The sequence below is a fragment of the Streptomyces sp. NPDC002889 genome, assembly GCF_042888425.1.
In the GTDB taxonomy this organism is placed as follows: Bacteria; Actinomycetota; Actinomycetes; order Streptomycetales; family Streptomycetaceae; genus Streptomyces.
Window position 1 is genome coordinate 112,229 of the sequence record NZ_JBIAPT010000012.1, and the last position, 18,304, is coordinate 130,532.

11 protein-coding genes are annotated in these 18,304 nt (G+C 70.6%); all 11 read right to left on the minus strand.

What is annotated here, in order from left to right:
* Positions 1-104: 104 nt before the first annotated feature.
* The gene (locus ACFYWI_RS19870; RefSeq protein WP_389233771.1) at positions 105-1,604 is read right to left on the minus strand and encodes a D-ribitol-5-phosphate cytidylyltransferase; all 1,500 of its coding nucleotides are present in this window, start codon (positions 1,602-1,604) and stop codon (positions 105-107) included.
* A 212-nt stretch (positions 1,605-1,816) separates the two neighbouring features.
* The gene (locus ACFYWI_RS19875) at positions 1,817-3,844 is read right to left on the minus strand and encodes a glycosyltransferase family 4 protein (RefSeq protein WP_389233775.1); all 2,028 of its coding nucleotides are present in this window, start codon (positions 3,842-3,844) and stop codon (positions 1,817-1,819) included.
* 371 nt (positions 3,845-4,215) lie between these two features.
* On the minus strand, positions 4,216-5,652 hold the full coding sequence (gene obgE / locus ACFYWI_RS19880) for a GTPase ObgE (RefSeq protein WP_389233778.1): 1,437 nt from the start codon (positions 5,650-5,652) through the stop codon (positions 4,216-4,218).
* 124 nt (positions 5,653-5,776) lie between these two features.
* On the minus strand, positions 5,777-6,031 hold the full coding sequence (gene rpmA / locus ACFYWI_RS19885) for a 50S ribosomal protein L27 (RefSeq protein ID WP_389233781.1): 255 nt from the start codon (positions 6,029-6,031) through the stop codon (positions 5,777-5,779).
* A gap of 14 nt (positions 6,032-6,045) precedes the next feature.
* The gene (gene rplU, locus ACFYWI_RS19890; protein WP_030013082.1) at positions 6,046-6,366 is read right to left on the minus strand and encodes a 50S ribosomal protein L21; all 321 of its coding nucleotides are present in this window, start codon (positions 6,364-6,366) and stop codon (positions 6,046-6,048) included.
* A 382-nt stretch (positions 6,367-6,748) separates the two neighbouring features.
* Entirely contained in the window at positions 6,749-10,849 is a 4,101-nt protein-coding gene (locus ACFYWI_RS19895) for an Rne/Rng family ribonuclease (protein ID WP_389233785.1), read from the minus strand.
* 233 nt (positions 10,850-11,082) lie between these two features.
* Positions 11,083-11,862 (minus strand): TIGR03936 family radical SAM-associated protein, encoded by a 780-nt coding sequence (locus ACFYWI_RS19900; protein ID WP_389233788.1) that lies wholly within the window; start codon positions 11,860-11,862, stop codon positions 11,083-11,085.
* A 126-nt stretch (positions 11,863-11,988) separates the two neighbouring features.
* Entirely contained in the window at positions 11,989-13,209 is a 1,221-nt protein-coding gene (locus ACFYWI_RS19905) for a hypothetical protein (protein ID WP_389233791.1), read from the minus strand.
* An 87-nt stretch (positions 13,210-13,296) separates the two neighbouring features.
* The gene (locus ACFYWI_RS19910) at positions 13,297-15,219 is read right to left on the minus strand and encodes a TIGR03960 family B12-binding radical SAM protein (protein ID WP_389233794.1); all 1,923 of its coding nucleotides are present in this window, start codon (positions 15,217-15,219) and stop codon (positions 13,297-13,299) included.
* Between the two features lie 194 nt (positions 15,220-15,413).
* Entirely contained in the window at positions 15,414-17,018 is a 1,605-nt protein-coding gene (locus ACFYWI_RS19915) for a CHAD domain-containing protein (RefSeq protein ID WP_389233797.1), read from the minus strand.
* Positions 17,019-17,098: 80 nt separating this feature from the next.
* Complete coding sequence (rodA, locus tag ACFYWI_RS19920) at positions 17,099-18,301, minus strand: rod shape-determining protein RodA (RefSeq protein ID WP_389233800.1); 1,203 nt, start codon at positions 18,299-18,301, stop codon at positions 17,099-17,101.
* Between the last annotated feature and the right edge of the window lie 3 nt (positions 18,302-18,304).

Consider the following 18,304-nt stretch of genomic DNA (forward strand, 5'->3'; position numbering starts at 1 on the left):
TGCCTTGCGAAGGAGGTGTGAAGGAAGACCTCCACGGATTCGGGCCCCCGCAGTGCGCTGTATAACGGCGACTACAGAGGCCCGAATTTGAATGTGAAGAAGTATTACACATCTTCCTGGCGGTCCAGCACGGACGCGAGGGCCTGCTCGAAGCCCGACGCCTCGGACGCACCGCGGGTCGGGTCCTGCTGCCGTACGTCGATGACATGGCCGGTCAGCTCGGACAGCAGCACGTCGAGCGAGGTACGGGCCACGGCCTCGGACGACAGCAGCGAACCCGCGGGCTCGGTGCCGAAAGCCTTCGTGCGCATCGGCGTGGCGGTGCGCTCGGGGTTCACGCAGTTCACGCGGATCCCGTCACTCGCCCACTCGTCCGACAGGGCCTGGGTGAGATTCACCATGGCGGCCTTGGTGGAGGAGTAGAGGCTGTACTCGGCGCGGCCGCGGGTGTAGCTGCTGGAGGTGTAGAGCAGCAGCTGGCCCTTGGTCTCCGCCAGGTACTTGTGCGAGGCGCGCGCGATCTGGACCGGTGCCAGGTAGTTGACGTTCAGCGCTTCCTGGATGGTCGTGTTGTCCGTCTCGGCCAGCTTGCCGATGCGCAGCACGCCCGCGGTGTTGATCACGTAGTCGATACGGCCGGTCTCGGCATACGCCTTGGACAGGGCGTCGTCGACGTGCTCCGGGTTCTCCACGTGGGTGCCGGTGGTGGAGCGGCCCAGTGCGTAGACCGTGGCGCCGTAGGACTCGGCCAGCGTGGCGATGTCCGCGCCGATGCCGTACGAGCCGCCGAAGACGACCAGGGTCCTGCCCCCGAGCAGCTCACGGTAGGCGGCCTCGTCGGCCTGGCGCGGAGCGGCGGTGGAGGCGAGCTGGAAGAGCTTGTCCGCGATGAAGACGTCGACCGGCTGGGTGACCTTCATGTTGTACTCGTCACCCGCGACGACGTAGATCGGCACGTCCGGCAGGTACTTCAGCACGACCGAGCAGTCGTCGGTGGCCTGGAAGTTCGGGTCGCCCGCCGCGACCTCGTACGCCCTGCGGATCGTGGAGAGCTTGAAGGCCTGCGGGGTCTGGCCGCGGCGCAGCCGGGAGCGGTCCGGCACGTCGGTGATGAACTCGCCGTCCTCGCCGTGGGTGCGGGTCACGATGATCGTGTCCGCGGACGGGATGGCGACGTCGACGGCCTGGTAGCGGTCCAGGGCATCCACACAGTCCTGGATCACGCGCTCGGAGATCAGCGGGCGCACGGCGTCGTGGAACAGGACGTTGCGGTCCTCGCCCTCGGCCAGGCCCTCACCGAGGGCCGCGATGGCGCGCTCGGTGGTCTCGTTGCGGGTCGAGCCGCCTTCGATGACCTTGGTGACCTTGGTCAGCCCGGCCTTGGCGATGATCTTCTCGACGTCGGCGACATAGCCCGGCGCCATCAGCACGATGACGTCGTCGATGGAGTCCGCCTGCTGGAAGATCGACAGTGTGTGCTCGATGACGGCCTTGCCGGCGATCTTCAGCAGCTGCTTGGGGATCGACAGACCCACGCGCTGACCGGTGCCACCGGCGAGCACGACTGCTGTGGTTCGGGGTTTGGCTATGTGCTGCACAGACACAGACGACCTACCTTGCGAGGGCTGGGGAACAAAACTGATGGTTGCACCCTCCGTTACCGTCCCGCAAGGCGGGTGTCGCCCATCCCCTCCACCGGGGAAACCTCCTGTTCACCCGGTGATCAGGGCACTTGACCGTACACACCCGCCCCAGCCGAGTGACGGACGCCACACAGGTGAGTGGCATGAACCACCCATGAGCGGGACAGGGGGCGCTACAGGTCCACCACATTGAGCGCGAGGTCATTGGAGACCGTGTAGTAGACCCGGGCCCGGACCTGGGCCTGCTGTCTGCGCAGCGCCTTCTTGGCCACGGCACGCACCAGACCACCGGTACGCCGCTTGGGCAGAATGATCCGGGGATAGGTGTAGATGTCCTTCTTCATCACGATGTCGTCCAGCACTCCGCCGATCCTGACCGGCTGGGCCTTCGGCGCGTAGCGGACGAAGAGGTCCCATACATCGTGCTGGGTGACCTGTGCGGCGGCCGCCTCGACGGGGGTGAACGTGAAGCCGAAGCCGTGCGCACCCTGCTTCTCCCCGGGGAACGAGAGCTCGTCGGCGGGCTTGCCGCGACGGCGCAGCAGCAGCGTCGGGGTCTCCGACACCGCCGCCGCGCCGAACAGGCTCCCGGAGAGCGTGATGTGCGTGCCGTCGACCCGGATGTCGTCGGCTTCCGCGTGCACGGGCCGGGACCAGGCGCGGAGCATCAGAGCATTGCCCTTGGCCTTGTTCTCGTACGGCACGAGGTTGCGGACGGCCTCGCCCGGGGCGAGCCGTTGTCCCGCGTGCATGGCGCCACGCTGGTCGATGAAACGGGCGGTGACGCGGCCGCGCGTCCGGGTCGCGGTCATCTCGACGAAGACGTTCCAGTGGCCCTCGTCGAAGATCTCACCGGCCGGGATCGTCGCCGAACCACCGTCGTTGAAGTCGAAGGCACGGACCTCGGAGTGGGCGCCGGTGCGCGTGCACAGCAGCCGGGCCCCCTGCTCCAGACCCGTGGGGAGCGGGGCCTCCAGCGTGACGGTGACGGCGCCGTCGCCGGCGACCACGACGTCCGCGACCGGCTCGACGTCCGGGACGCTCTCGCGCTGCGAGACGACCGCGGCCAGCTCGGCGAACAGCGCCTCGTACTGCTTGGTGACCACCCCGGGGTCGAAGCGGCGCGCGTTCTCCAGCGCGGCCTTGGCCATCCGGCGGCGCAGCGCTTCGTCGTCGATCAGCCGCAGCAGCCCCTGGGCGATGGCGCGGACGTCACCGACCGGGACGAGCAGTCCGTCGACGCCGTCCTGGATGATCTCGCGCGGTCCGTAGTCGCAGTCGGTGCTGACCATGGGCACGCCGCAGCGCATCGCCTCGACCAGCGTCATACCGAACGACTCATGACGGGAGGTGGAGACAGCGATGGCCCCCTTGGCCCATTCGGGTTCGATGGGCGAGTGGGCGCCCATGAGGTGGACCCTGTTGTACAGCGCCAGCTCCTCGATCCGTCTGCGGAGCCGCTCGTGCTGGTCACCCGACCCGTAGATGCGCAGCACCCAGTCGGGGCGGGCGGGGGCGACCTCGGCGAAGGCGTCGAGGAGCACGTGGTACTGCTTCTCGGCCGCCAGCCGGCCGGCCGCGACGATGGTCCGGCCGGTCCCGTCCGAGGGAGCAACCGGCGGTTCGGGAACGCTGTTGGGGATGGAGAGCACACGGGTGGTGGGCAGCGGCATCCTCTCCCGCCAGACCGCCGCGTCACCCTCGGAGACCGTCACGAAGGCGTCGATCGCGTCGAGATGCTCGTACATCTCCTCGCGCAGTGCCGCCTTGTGGTGGTTGTGCGTCATGTGTTCCTGGCCGATACGCACGGCGCCGGCGGGGGCGAACTGGGCGACGTACGCGACGAGTCCGGGCCGGGTCCCGATAACGATGTCCGCGTCGGAGTCGGCGTAGTACGCGCGCACCCGCTCGTCGATGAGCTCGCTGTACTCCTTGTAGCGGGCCTCGGCGCGCGGGAATGCCTTGGACGGCTGGGAGAAGAGCGGGTTCTGCTTGTCGTTGCCCGGGCTGCCGGGACGGGTGTCGGCAAGGGGCACGACGGTGATACGGGGGTCGATCGCGAACGCCGAGGTGTCGCGGTGCTGGAAGACGGAAACGATCTCGACCTCGTGGCGGTTCGCCAGTTCCTCAGCCAGGTTCAGCGTCGTGCGGATGGTGCCGCCTATGCCGTAGATGCTGTGGATGAGGAATGAGATCTTCATCGGTTCTCCGTTCAATTCGGCTCGGGGACGAACGGGCTGTCCCGTCGCGGCTCGTCAGGCTCCGTGACATGTGTCCTGGCGAGAGCACCCCAAGCCGGAATTTTACGGCATGTGTGAAGTTGTCCGCTTTGTCACGAGACGTCCCTCCCGTGACCGCGCGACCGGTCCCCCCACCTTCACCCAGAGAGACGGGTACGGGGCGTGGAGGGTTGTATCGAGAGGTGACCGGAGTGTGTGCGTTGCACAACACCGGGAGAAACGAGCACCACAAACGACCGGAACGCCGCGCATCGCGACGTTCCGGTCGAACGTGCCGGTTCACCGGCGGCTTCGGGTGGCTGCGCCGGGTCCCGAGGACCCGGCGCAGCCACCTAGAACGGCTCGAAGCCTTCGTACTCCCGCTGCGCGTCGTCCCGCTCCGCATCACGGTCACGACGCCGCTGTGCCGCCGGACGCGGCGCCTCGAAGCGGTGGTCCTCGCCGCGGCGGCCGAGCATCTCCGCGCCCGCCATCACCGTCGGCTCCCAGTCGAAGACGACCGCGTCGTCCTCGGGCCCGATCGCCACGCCGTCGCCCGCCCGGGCACCGGCCTTCATCAGCTTCTCCTCGACACCCAGACGGTTGAGGCGGTCCGCCAGATAGCCGACGGCCTCGTCGTTGTTGAAGTCGGTCTGGCGCACCCAGCGCTCCGGCTTCTCGCCGCGCACCCGGAACAGGCCGTCCTCCTCCCGCGTGACCGTGAAGCCCGCGTCGTCCACGGCCTTCGGGCGGATGACGATACGGGTCGCCTCCTCCACCGGCTTGGCCGCGCGCGCCTCGGCGACGATCTCGGCCAGTGCGTAGGAGAGCTCTTTCAGGCCCTGGTGCGCCACGGCGGACACCTCGAAGACGCGGTAGCCGCGCGCCTCCAGGTCCGGGCGGATCATCTCGGCGAGATCCTGGCCGTCCGGGATGTCGACCTTGTTGAGCACGACGATGCGCGGGCGGTCGTCGAGGCCGCCGTACTGCCGCAGTTCCTCCTCGATGACATCGAGGTCGGAGGCCGGGTCACGGTCGGACTCCAGCGTCGCGGTGTCCAGCACGTGCACCAGGACCGAGCAGCGCTCCACATGGCGCAGGAATTCAAGTCCCAGGCCACGTCCCTGGCTGGCGCCAGGGATCAGGCCCGGTACGTCCGCGATGGTGTAGACGGTCGAGCCCGCCGTCACCACGCCCAGGTTCGGGACCAGCGTGGTGAAGGGATAGTCCGCGATCTTCGGCTTGGCAGCGCTGAGGACCGAGATGAGCGAGGACTTGCCGGCGCTCGGGTAGCCCACCAGCGCCACATCGGCGACGGTCTTCAGCTCCAGGACGATATCGCCGGAGCGGCCGGGCACGCCGAGCAGCGCGAAGCCGGGGGCCTTGCGGCGGGCGGAGGCCAGCGCGGCGTTGCCGAGGCCGCCACGGCCGCCCTCGGCCGCGATGTACGTGGTGCCCTGGCCGACCAGGTCGGCGAGCACGTTGCCCTGCGTGTCGAGGACGACCGTGCCGTCGGGGACCGGCAGGACCAGGTCCTGGCCGTCCTTGCCGGAGCGGTTGCCGCCCTCGCCGGGCTTGCCGTTGGTGGCCTTGCGGTGCGGGCTGTGGTGATAGTCGAGCAGGGTGGTCACCGACTGGTCGACGACCAGGATGACGTCACCGCCACGGCCGCCGTTGCCGCCGTCGGGGCCGCCGAGCGGCTTGAACTTCTCCCGGTGAACGGAGGCGCAGCCGTGGCCTCCGTTACCCGCGGCGACATGCAGCTCGACGCGGTCCACGAAGGTGGTCATGGAAGTGCCTCCAGTGAGTAATACGTACAGAATGTCTACTGTCCAACACGCGAAAGGCGGACCCGCTTCCCGTACGGGAAGTGAGGTCCGCCCTCCACGAAGATTCGTTCTACTGGTGCCTGGATCAGGCGACCGGAACGATGTTCACGACGTTGCGGCCGCGGTGGGTGCCGAACTGCACCGCACCGGGCAGCAGCGCGAACAGGGTGTCGTCGCCACCGCGACCGACGCCCGCGCCCGGGTGGAAGTGGGTGCCACGCTGGCGGACCAGGATCTCACCGGCGTTGACGACCTGACCGCCGAAGCGCTTCACGCCGAGCCGCTGAGCGTTGGAGTCGCGACCGTTCCGAGTGGACGATGCGCCCTTCTTGTGTGCCATCTCTCCTCAGTCCCTTACTTCGCAGCCGCGGGGATGCCGGTGACCTTGATCGCCGTGTACTGCTGACGGTGACCCTGGCGGCGGCGGTAGCCGGTCTTGTTCTTGTAGCGCAGGATGTCGATCTTCGCGCCCTTGTGGTGGTCCACGACCTCGGCCGTGACCTTGATACCGGCCAGCACCCACGGGTCGCTGGTCACGGCCTCGCCGTCGACAACGAGCAGGGTCGAGAGCTCGACCGTGTCGCCAACCTTGGCAGTGGAAATCTTGTCAACCTCAACGATGTCGCCGACAGCAACCTTGTGCTGGCGACCACCGCTGCGCACGATGGCGTACACGCGGATCTCACTCTCGCTCGGAACGAAACCCCTGATGCCAGCCGCTCACACGGGCCGGGGCCCGGGATGATCCGAATGGACGAGCGGCCTCTCCCGGCGGACCGGGAGGGAGGTGCTCAGGGATGGGCGTATAAGGAAACACGCCGAGGGTCAAGGTTACGGACAGCCGTCCGGCGGGTCAAACCGGGTACCAGGTCCTCGGCAAGCGCGCCCCGGCCGGCCGGGTCCCGGCCGTGTACGGAGCCCAGGCCGGGGCCGGCGGGACAGACGACCCCGGGGCGCGTTCCGGCGGCCGCGGGCGCTCAGAGCCCCCTTGAACGCCCTGTGGGGCTCCTCCCTCACGGGAGGAGCCCCACAGGACTCCATGCGGGCCGCGTGACGTCTACGAGGCGTCCGCGGAGACTCCCGGAAGCGACGCCTGCTCGGCGGCCGAGGTCTTCTTCGCGACCTTCTTCGCCGTCGTCTTCTTCGCCGTCGTCTTCTTCGCAGCGGTCTTCTTGGCAACGGCCTTCTTCGCCGTTGCCTTCTTGGCGGTCTTACGGGCCGCCTTCTTGGCCGGCGCGCCCACCTCGGCCTCGTCGGCCTCGGGCTCCGGGGCCGCGCCCTCCTCCGCCTTCGTGTCCGCCTGCGCGGCCACCACGACGACCTCGGCCTCCTGCGCACCCGAGGGCGCACCCGCGGGAGCGGTGACCTTGCGGGTCACCCGGCGGCGCGCACGCGGCGGAGCCGCTGCCGGAGCCTGATCGGCGACGGGGGCGGAAGCCGCCTCCACCACCTCGGGCTCGGGCTGTGCCTCGGGCTCGGGGGCCTTGACCGTGGTCTCCACGACCGCCGGCTCGGACGACACCGGGGAACCGGCCGGAGCCGACGCCCTGCGGGTTGCCCGGCGACGGACACGGCCCGTGGGGGCCGCCTCCTGCGCGGGCACCGGCTCGACGGGAGCCGGGGCCTCGGCCACCGGCTGCGGCTCGGGCTGCGGCTCGGCCACGGGCTCGGTGACCCTCGGCGCACCTGCCGGGGCGGACACCTTACGGGTCGCCCGGCGGCGGCCACGGCCACGCACCGCTGCCGCCTCCGCCTCCGCGGCACTGCTGTACAGCTCTTCGTCCGGCACGAACTCCGGCTCCGGGAGCGCCGCCGGAGCGGCGGCCTCGGCAGCGACCTCGGCCTCCGTCTCGCCCGTCACCTCGACAAGCTCGTGCTCGTGGACGTGCTCCGCACCGGCACCGCGGCCGCGCTTCTTGGAGCGCTTGCCGCCGCCCCCGCCACCGGCGACGCTCGGCTGCTCCATGTGCACGATCACACCGCGGCCGTTGCAGTGGACACAGGTCTCCGAGAACGACTCCAGCAGTCCCTGGCCGACCCGCTTACGGGTCATCTGGACCAGACCCAGCGAGGTCACCTCGGCCACCTGGTGCTTCGTACGGTCCCGGCCCAGGCACTCCAGCAGTCGGCGCATGACCAGGTCCCGGTTGGACTCCAGCACCATGTCGATGAAGTCGACGACGACGATGCCGCCCAGGTCGCGCAGCCGCAGCTGGCGCACGATCTCCTCTGCCGCCTCCAGGTTGTTCCTGGTGACGGTCTCCTCGAGGTTGCCGCCCTGACCGGTGAACTTGCCGGTGTTGACGTCGATCACGACCATGGCCTCGGTCTTGTCGATCACCAGCGAACCGCCGCTCGGCAGCCACACCTTGCGGTCCAGCGCCTTCATCAGCTGCTCGTCGATCCGGTTGGCCGCGAAGACGTCGACCTCGCTGGTCCACCGCTGCAGGCGGTCCGCCAGATCCGGCGCGACATGCGAGACATAGCCGTGGATGGTCTCCCACGCCTCGTCACCGCTGACGACGACCTGGGAGAAGTCCTCGTTGAAGATGTCGCGGACGACCCGGACGGTCATGTCCGGCTCGCCGTAGAGCAGGCTCGGCGAACTCGTCGAAGACGCCTTCGCCTTCTTCTGGATCTCCTCCCACTGCCCCTGCAGCCGCTCGACATCACGGCGCAGCTCGTCCTCGCTCGCACCCTCTGCGGCGGTGCGCACGATGACGCCCGCGTCCTCGGGGACGATCTTCTTGAGGATGGTCTTCAGCCGGGCGCGCTCGGTGTCGGGCAGCTTGCGGCTGATACCCGTCATCGAGCCCTCGGGCACGTAGACCAGGTAGCGGCCGGGCAGCGAGACCTGGCTCGTCAGACGGGCGCCCTTGTGGCCGATCGGGTCCTTGGTCACCTGGACGAGGACCGACTGGCCGGACTTGAGGGCGGACTCGATACGGCGCGGGCCGTTGGCCATGCCCAGCGACTCGAAGTTGACCTCACCGGCGTACAGGACGGCGTTGCGGCCCTTGCCGATGTCGACGAAGGCGGCCTCCATGGACGGCAGAACGTTCTGCACCTTGCCCAGGTAGACATTGCCGACGTACGAGGTGGCCTGCTCCTTGTTGACGTAGTGCTCGACGAGCACGTTGTCCTCGAGGACGCCGATCTGGGTGCGCTCGCCGTGCTGGCGGACGACCATCACGCGCTCGACGGCCTCGCGGCGCGCCAGGAACTCCGCCTCGGTGATGATCGGCACCCGGCGGCGGCCCTGCTCGCGGCCTTCGCGACGGCGCTGCTTCTTCGCCTCCAGACGGGTCGAGCCCTTGATGGACTGCACCTCGTCGGACGGCTCCTCGCTCTTGCGCGGGGCGCGCGGCTCGCGGACCTTGACGACCGTGCGCTCCGGCTCGTCCTCGGCCACCAGGTCAGTGGTGTCACCGCTGCGACGGCGACGGCGACGACGGCGACGGCTGCTGCTGGTGCCGGCGGCCGAGGGGGTCTCGGTCTCGCCCTGCTCCTCGTCCTCGCCCTCGTCCTCCTCGAGCTCCTCGGCAGCGGCCTCGGTGTCCTCGGCCCGCTCCTCGGCGGACTCGTCGGTGTCCGCGGCATCGCCACGACGACGGCGGCGACCGCCCCGGCGGCGACGACGCGACGGCCGGTCCTCGAACTCGTCCGACTCGCTCTCGGCGGCCTGCTCGGGCTCGGGCTCGGCCTCCTCCGGGGCCTCTTCCTCGACGGCCGCGGGCTGCGCCTCGACAGGCTCGGCCTGCTCACCACGGCGACGGCGACGGCGACGGCCGGCCGGCTCGGCGGGCGCCTCGGCGACAGCCTCTTCCACCTCGTCCGCCGGCTCCGGGCGCCGCGCGGCAGCTGCCTCGGCGGCGGCCGTCTCCGGGGTCTGGAACATGGGCTCGGTGAACACGGGGGCCTGGAAGACGGCCACGGCCGGCCGCGCGGCACGGCGGCCACGCGCGGGCGCCTCGGCCTTCTCCGGCTTCTGGGCCTGCTCGGCCTTCTCGCCGGGGGCCGGGGTCACCGGCTGCGCGGGGGTGGTCTCGGCCGACGCGGCACGCCGGCGCGTACGGCCCCGGGTGGCGGCCTTCCCGGCGGCCGCGACCTCGGGCCCGTCGACGGCGATCTGTGCGACCGCGCTCTCGGGCAGCGCCTCGCCCGTCTCGGCGGCAACCTCGTCCTCGTCGGCCTCGACAGCCTTCGGCGCACCGCCAGGCGCGGTGGCCTTACGGGTGGCACGACGACGCGCACGCGGCGCGGGCGCCTCCTCGGCAGCGGCCTCCACAACCTCGGCGACCTCGGCGACCTCCTCGGCCTCGACGGCTTCGACGGCCTGGGGCGCACCGGCGGGAGCGGACGCCCGGCGGCGGGTCCGGCCACGCGGCGCGGGGGCCTCGGCGACCTGGGCGGTCTCGGCGGTCTCAGCCGCGACCGGCTCCGGCTCCGCAGGAACCTGCGGCTCGGCGGCGGTCTGCGGCGCACCGGCCGGGGCGGTGGCCTTACGGGTGGCACGACGACGCGCACGCGGCGCGGGCGCCTCCTCGGCAGCGGCCTCCACGACCTCTGCGACCTCGGGCTCGGCAGCGGTCTCAGTGGTCTCGGGCTCGGCGGCGGGCGCGGTGGTCTCGGGCTCGGCGGCGGGCGCGGTGGTCTCGGGCTCGGCGGCGGGCGCGGTGGTCTCGGGCTCGGCGGCGGGCGCGGTGGCCTTACGGGTGGCACGACGACGCGCACGGGGCGCGGGCGCTGCCTCCTCCTCCACCTCGGCCTCGGCGGCCGCATCTGCCTCCGGGGCCTTCTCGACCTCGCCAGCCTCGGCCTTCGGCGCACCGGCGGGCGCGGTGGCCTTACGGGTGGCACGACGACGCGCACGCGGCGCAGGCGCCTCCTCGGCAGCGGCCTCCACAACCTCGGGCTCGGCGGCCTCCACTACCGCCGGGGTCTCCGGCTCGGGCACCTCTGCCTCGGCAGCGACCGGCTCCTGGTCGGTGACCTGGGCGGCGTCCGTGACGTCGGTCCCCGCGGCGCCGGTCGGCGGACCTGCGGGGCGCGACACGGCGCGGCGCCTGCGGCGCGGCGGCAGCGTGTCGCTGGGGCTGTTGTTGTTGTCTTCGTTCTTGTTGTCCCCGGCGGTGCCGGGTCCGTTCATTTCGAGCATGCGGGCGGTTCTCCCGTCGCGCTCCCGGGCGCCGCGCCTGAATCCGGTCCGGCCGCGGCCCGCGTGATGTCCGCGGTGCCGCCGTCCGGGGCGCGGGCGCCGCACGGGAGCTGATGTCTGGCTCGCCGGTTCCCTACGCGATGTACGCACGGCCTGGCGAAAGTCTCCTGTGTCTCAGCGCGGCCCGTCCCAGGTGGCTCCCGAGTACGAGGGCAGCGCTTTGACGACCGTCCTTACGCGGCGGGACCTTCCGGCGCCGTCGCAGGGGCGATCCCGGCGGCCGTTTGTGGAGCGGCCGGGGCTGCCTCGCGGTCGGGCGCGAGCGGGTCGGTCACCGTGCCGGACTCCTCGTCGAAGAGCCCCTGCGCCAGCCTGGTCACCGCTGCGGGGACCGGCGGCGCCAGGTCGGCCACAGCTCGGAGACCGGACAGGACGTCGTCGGGTCGCACGGCAGGTGTCACGTGCCGCACAACCAGCCGCAGTATCGCACAGGGCCCCTCTCCCGGCCTATCGGGCTGTGGACGACCCACCTGCAGGCCTGCCACGGCGCCTCGCGCGTCGAAGGTCCGGATGCCGTTCTTCGTCTTGCGCCGGACCTCGACGGTCTCCGCTGCGAGGAACGCGGAGACGGCCGCCTCGGCGGCCGCGGGCTCCACCTGGTCGAGCCGCAGCTCCCACACGGATGCGGTGAGCCGGTCGGCGAGACCCGAGGTGCGGGCCTCGACGGCGTCGGTGATGTCGAGACCGCCCGGCAGCGACTCGTCGAGCAGCTCGCGCAGCTTGTCGGGGTCGCGGTACTCGGTGAGGGCGATCTCCAGATACTCGGCCTCACTGCCCGTGCCGGTGGGGGCGGCATTGGCGTACGACACCTTCGGGTGCGGTGTGAAGCCCGCCGAGTACGCCATGGGCACCTCGGCACGCCTCAACGCACGCTCGAAGGCGCGCTGGAAGTCACGGTGACTGGTGAACCGGAGGCGGCCGCGCTTGGTGTAGCGCAGTCGGATGCGCTGCACCGCAGGTGCGGGCGGCGGGCCTTCGGGCTGTCGCTTGCCCAGTGGTTCTTCTCCTCGGTGCGGAGCGGGCGCGGGTGGCGCGCCGCCCTCGTCAATGCGGGGGATGCTCCCTGGGGGCCGACCGGCTCACCCCCGCTTGTGCAGGGAGATCTCGGGGCCGGCCGCCACGCCGGGAACGGTCTGTGTGTGTTGCGTACCACCCAGGTTACGCGCCTGCCGCGGTGCGGGGGGCACGGCCTCGGGCTGCCGGGGCCCGCCGACCAGCGCGCGCCACGCATCGCGGCGGGCCTGGCGCACGGTGTCCCGGGCCGAGGCCAGCGCGGCCCGGGCCTGGCGGCCGGCCTCGACGGCGACCTGCTTCGCCGGCCGCCACACGGCGTCGCGCACAAAGTGTCCGACCGGGGTGCACACGCTGCGGTAGAACCAGCTGACCGGGCGGCCTGCCAGATTCCAGGCGAGCCACCTCAGGGCCCGGCCGACGGCCCGCGAGATGTATCCGGCGACACGCCAGGCGACGCCGAACGCCGCGACGATCTCCCGGCCGACGGGGGCGAGGATGCGCCGGTACATCCAGACGAAGGGCGCCACGAGCAGGGTCATGACCAGCCAGGCGGCCGCGGCCCACAGCCCACGGCAGACGACGGCGAAGCCGTGCCCGATCGTGCGGAGGAGCCAAGCGATGCCGTGGCCGATGGGGGTCAGCAGCTGCCGGTAGATCCATATCGCGGGTATGACCAGCCCGTATGTCACCACGGGCACCACCACGTACCGCCACAGCGCCACCCACGGCCACACGAACAACGCCTTGGCGACGAAGGCCAGAGCGGCGGCGATGCCGTGACCGGCGGGGGTGAGGAGCGTGCGGTAGATCCACACCAGGGGTGCGACCAACAGGTTCGACACCGCCCAGGCGATCCCGTGCCCCAGCGGCGTCAGCAGCTGCCGGTAGATCCACGTCGCCGGTACCACGAGCCCGTACGTCACAACGGGCACCACCACAAACCGCCACAGCGCCACCCACGGCCACACGAACAACGCCTTGGCGACGAAGGCGGCCAGCCAGAAGGCGCCCAGCGCCAGCGGGGTGAGGACCTTCTCGAACAGCCAGGTCACCGGGATGACCACAAGGGTCCGACCGAGCCAACCCAGGGCCCTGCCCACCGGCCGGAGCAGGAGCCGGTCGATCGCGCGGGCACAGACGACGAGCAGATCCCACAGCATGCGTACGGGCACGACCAGGACCAGCACCACGATCCGGACCGGAATCCTGATCGCCGCGGTCAGGCAGCCTTCACCCCCTTCGTACGGCGCGGGGGGTGGCGTCTGCGGGGACTTCTCGAGCTCCATGTCAGACAGGACGCACGACAGCCCTGTACGGATGCATGAGAGAAGGCCCGGCCTCGGGATTCCCCGCGGCCGGGCCTCCCCCGAGCTCTACTTGACGACGGTGAGCGGCAGAAGCTTCTTGCCCGTCGGACCGATCTGGATACTCGTGTCCATCTGAGGACAGACGCCACAGTCGAAGCACGGCGTCCAGCGGCAGTCCTCGACCTCGGTCTCGTCGAGCGCGTCCTGCCAGTCCTCCCAGAGCCACTCCTTGTCGAGACCGGAGTCCAGGTGGTCCCAGGGCAGGACCTCCTCGTACGTACGCTCACGCGTCGTGTACCAGTCGACGTCGACCCCGTACTCAGGCAGCGTCTTGGCGGCGCAGGCCATCCAGCGGTCGTACGAGAAGTGCTCGCGCCAGCCGTCGAAGCGGCCGCCGTCCTCGTAGACGGCGCGGATGACGGCGCCGATGCGGCGGTCACCGCGGGAGAGCAGGCCCTCGACGATGCCGGGCTTGCCGTCGTGGTAGCGGAAGCCGATGGAGCGGCCGTACTTCTTGTCGCCGCGGATCTTGTCGCGCAGCTTCTCCAGCCGGGCGTCGGTCTCCTCGGCGCTCAGCTGGGGGGCCCACTGGAACGGCGTGTGCGGCTTGGGCACGAAGCCGCCGATGGACACCGTGCAGCGGATGTCGTTCTGGCCGGAGACCTCGCGGCCCTTGGCGATGACGTTGACCGCCATGTCGCCGATCTGCAGCACGTCCTCGTCGGTCTCCGTCGGCAGACCGCACATGAAGTACAGCTTCACCTGACGCCAGCCGTTGCCGTACGCGGTGGCGACCGTGCGGATCAGGTCCTCCTCCGAGACCATCTTGTTGATGACCTTGCGCAGGCGCTCGGAGCCGCCCTCGGGTGCGAAGGTCAGACCGGACCGGCGGCCGTTGCGGGTCAGCTCGTTGGCCAGGTCGACGTTGAACGCGTCGACGCGGGTGGACGGGAGGGACAGACCGATCTTGTCCTCCTCGTACCGGTCCGCCAGGCCCTTGGCGATGTCGCCGATCTCGCTGTGGTCCGCGGAGGACAGGGAGAGCAGGCCGACCTCCTCGAAGCCGGTCGCCTTGAGCCCACGGTCGACCATCTCGCCGATGCCGGTGATGCTTCGCTCCCGCACGGGGCGCGTGATCATGCCAGCCTGGCAGAAGCGGCAGCCGCGGGTGCAGCCGCGGAAGATCTCGACGGACATCCGCTCGTGCACGGTCTCGGCGAGCGGGACCAGCGGCTGCTTGGGGTAGGGCCACTCGTCGAGGTCCATCACGGTGTGCTTGGACACGCGCCACGGCACGCCGGACCTGTTGGGCACGACGCGGCCGATGCGGCCGTCGGGCAGGTACTCGACGTCGTAGAAGCGGGGCACGTAGACGTTGCCGGTCCTGGCGAGCCGGAAGAGGACTTCCTCACGCCCGCCCGGACGGCCCTCGGCCTTCCAGGCCCGGATGATCTCGGTCATGTCGAGCACGGCCTGCTCGCCGTCACCGATGACCGCGCAGTCGATGAACTCCGCGATCGGCTCGGGGTTGAAGGCGGCGTGGCCGCCGGCGAGGACGAGCGGGTCGTCGAGGGTGCGGTCGGCTGCGCTCAGCGGGATGCCCGCGAGGTCGAGCGCAGTGAGCATGTTGGTGTAGCCGAGCTCGGTGGAGAAGCTCAGGCCGAAGACGTCGAAACTCTTGACGGGCCGGTGGCTGTCCACGGTGAACTGCGGCACGTTGTGCTCGCGCATCAGCTCTTCGAGGTCGGGCCACACGCTGTACGTACGCTCGGCCAGCACGCCTTCCCGCTCGTTCAGTACCTCGTAGAGGATCATGACGCCCTGGTTGGGCAGTCCGACCTCGTACGCGTCCGGGTACATGAGCGCCCAGCGGACATCGCAGCTCTCCCACGGCTTGACCGTGGAGTTCAGCTCTCCGCCGACGTACTGGATGGGCTTCTGCACATGCGGGAGCAGAGCTTCGAGCTGTGGGAAGACCGACTCGGACATCTCGAACCTTCGTGAGCTGGCTGGGGCGACTCTCAAGCGTAACCCGATCGAGAGTCGCCCCAGCACGGCGATCACAACACCCCCGCACCGGCGGGGAGCAAGCCGGCTCTTCACAACCGGTGGCCTTGAGACCCGGTCACCCCCGCGTGCCGGGGGGAGCCGTGCACCGACAAAACGACCGGCCGCCCGTGCGGTTACGCCCTGAGTGCGCTGCGCAGCTCGGGCCGCGACGCCCGCTCCCACACCTGAGGGAGTTCCCGCTCCCGCTCCGCCGCTTGGCCCTCTTCCAGTCCGTGGAGAAGTCCCCAGGTGAACGCGGACTCGCCGGCCGCATGCGCCTGGATCGCGAGGGTGCGCAGGGCATCGCGTGCGACGACGCTGTCCTGGTGGTCGCCGAGTACGGTCTGCACCGCCTTCATCCTCCTGGCGAACTTTCTGGCGGGCTTGCCGAGGGCAGGGGTGACGGCCTCGGCGGCGTACCGCGCTCGTTTCGCGGCCTTGCGGGCGTCGTGCATGGCGAGGTCACGGTCGTGGCCCGCCGGGAGGTCGAGGGCGTGTTCCACCCGTGCGGCCAGCCTCCTGTAGTCCTTGCTCACCGCCTTGGGGAGGGCGACGCCGGGCTTGGCGGTGGCCGCCTTGAGAAGCGGCGGCTCGTCGAGGAGGGCGTCGAGCGCGGCCAGCAGGTCGAGGTAGCGCTCGCTGTCGAGCACGGCGACGGAGCGCCGACGCGCGTCCGCCCGGTGCGCGGTCGCCCAGATCTTCAGCCTCCCTCGGACCGGACCGAGCACCAACGTCCCGGGCAGTGCCTCGATCCGCTTCCGCAGGCGCTCGGACAGCACCTCCTGGTCCCGGGCGACGCCGAGTTCGCCGGCAAGCCACTTGAGCTCGTCCCCGAGCGGGTCGGTGACGCCGCGGTCGACGATCTTTCCGAACGTCCTGAAGGCGCTGCGCATCCGGCGGGTGGCGACGCGCATCTGGTGGACGGAGTCGGGCAGATCGCGGCGTACGGCGGGATCCAGCGCCACGATCGCGTCCCGCTGCCCGCGCAGATATGCGAGGACGTACTCGCCGGCGTACTTCTCCTCCAGCCGGGCGCCCCTGTCCCTGACGGACTTCGCGGCCTCGGCCGCCTTCGGCGCCTTGCCTGCCGGCCGCTCCGAGGAGGCGGCGTCCTCCTGCCCGCCCGGGACCGGGCCCCCCGGGGCCGTTTCCGCCAGTGCCCGCGCCAGCTTGGACGCCGACGACGAGGGGCGGACGCCAGCCTTGCGCAGGCGTTTGTCGACCGCGTCGAGCAGTGCGGGGTCGGCGTCGTCGGCGAGTTCGACCTCGATCTCGGTCCAGGACGCCGAACCGCCGCCGTCCGCGAGGCGTTCGGCGCGGACGGAGTCGACACTGACTTCGGCGATAAGCTCGCCCCTCTCGCCGAGCAGGTGGCTGACGTCCCGCGAGGACCTCAGCCGTACGACGGGGACGACGGCCGCGTCGCGGGCACGGGAGCGGATCAGCCCTGCCAGTGAGTGCGGGAGGGTGTCCGCGAGCGGGGCGCGGATCTCGTCGCGGATGCCGGTCGAGACGGGGAACTTCAGATGCCAGCCCTCGTCGTCGCCGCCGGTACGGCGCCGCAGGGTGATCCCGTCGGCGGAGAGGCGCAGGTCCGCAGTGTCGTAGTACACGGCGTCGAGTTCCACCACCCCTCTGCCGACGACGGCCGAGACACCCGGCACGCGTGTCAGGTCCGGCAGCCGGCTGTCGGAGGTGGCCTCGTACTTCCGCTCGATCTCGCGCTTCGTGTCCGCCATGAATCGAACCTAGTCGGCCCGGTCGCCGGACGGCACCCCACGACCGGGCCGGGCGCCCATACGAGACGCCCCGCGGAGGATTATGCGCTTATCGGCCGCTGCACCCTGATCGACTGGAGCAGTCCGATCGCGATCCAGACGGCGAACATCGAGGTTCCGCCGTAGGACACGAACGGCAGCGGCAGACCGGCGACCGGCATGATGCCGAGCGTCATCCCGATGTTCTCGAAGGCCTGGAAGGCGAACCAGGCGATGATCCCGGCGGCGACGATGGTGCCGTACAGCTCGGTCGTCTCGCGGGCGATACGGCAGGCGCGCCACAGGACGACGCCCAGCAGCGCGAGGATCAGGCCGGCGCCGAGGAACCCGAGTTCCTCGCCCGCGACGGTGAAGATGAAGTCGGTCTGCTGCTCGGGCACGAACTGGCCCGACGTCTGGTGGCCGTTGAACAGTCCGGCGCCGTGCAGCCCGCCCGAGCCGATCGCGATCCGTGCCTGGTTGGTGTTGTAGCCGACACCGGCCGGGTCGAGCTCGGGGTTGGCGAATGCGGCGAAGCGGTTGATCTGGTACTCGTCGAGCAGTCCGAGCGTGGTGACCAGTACCGCTCCCGCGGCTCCGGCGCCCAGCAGTCCGAGGATCCATCGGTTGGAGGCGCCGGACGCGAGGAGAACGCCGAGGACGATGACCGCCATGACCATCACGGATCCGAGGTCCGGCATCAGCATGACGATCAGCATCGGCAGCACGGCGAGACCGAGCGATTTGGCGACCGTGCGGTGGTCGGGATGTGCCAGGTCCCCGGCGTCCACCCGGGCGGCCAGCATCATCGCCATCCCCAGAATGATGGTGATCTTCACGAACTCCGAGGGCTGGAGGGAGAAGCCGCCACCGATCACGATCCAGGCGTGCGCGCCGTTGATGGTGGCGCCCAGCGGGGTGAGCACCAGTAGGACGAGGACGACGGAGAGCCCGTACAGGACCGGCACCGCGCCGCGCAGGGTGCGGTGCCCGAGCCAGACCGTCCCGATCATCAGCGCGAAACCGATGCCGGTGTTGAGGACGTGCCGGAACAGGAAGTAGTACGGGTCGCCCTGGTTGAGCTCGGTGCGGCCGCGGGTCGCCGACCACACCAGCAGCGCACCGATGAACGACAGCGCGAGCGCGGAGAACAGCATGGGCCAGTCCAGCTTGCGCACCACCGAGCCGCGGGCGGTCAGCTGTGACCACAGTCCGCCGCGCTCGGGGCCGTAGCCGGAGACGGAGAAGCCATTGGCGCCGGCCATGTC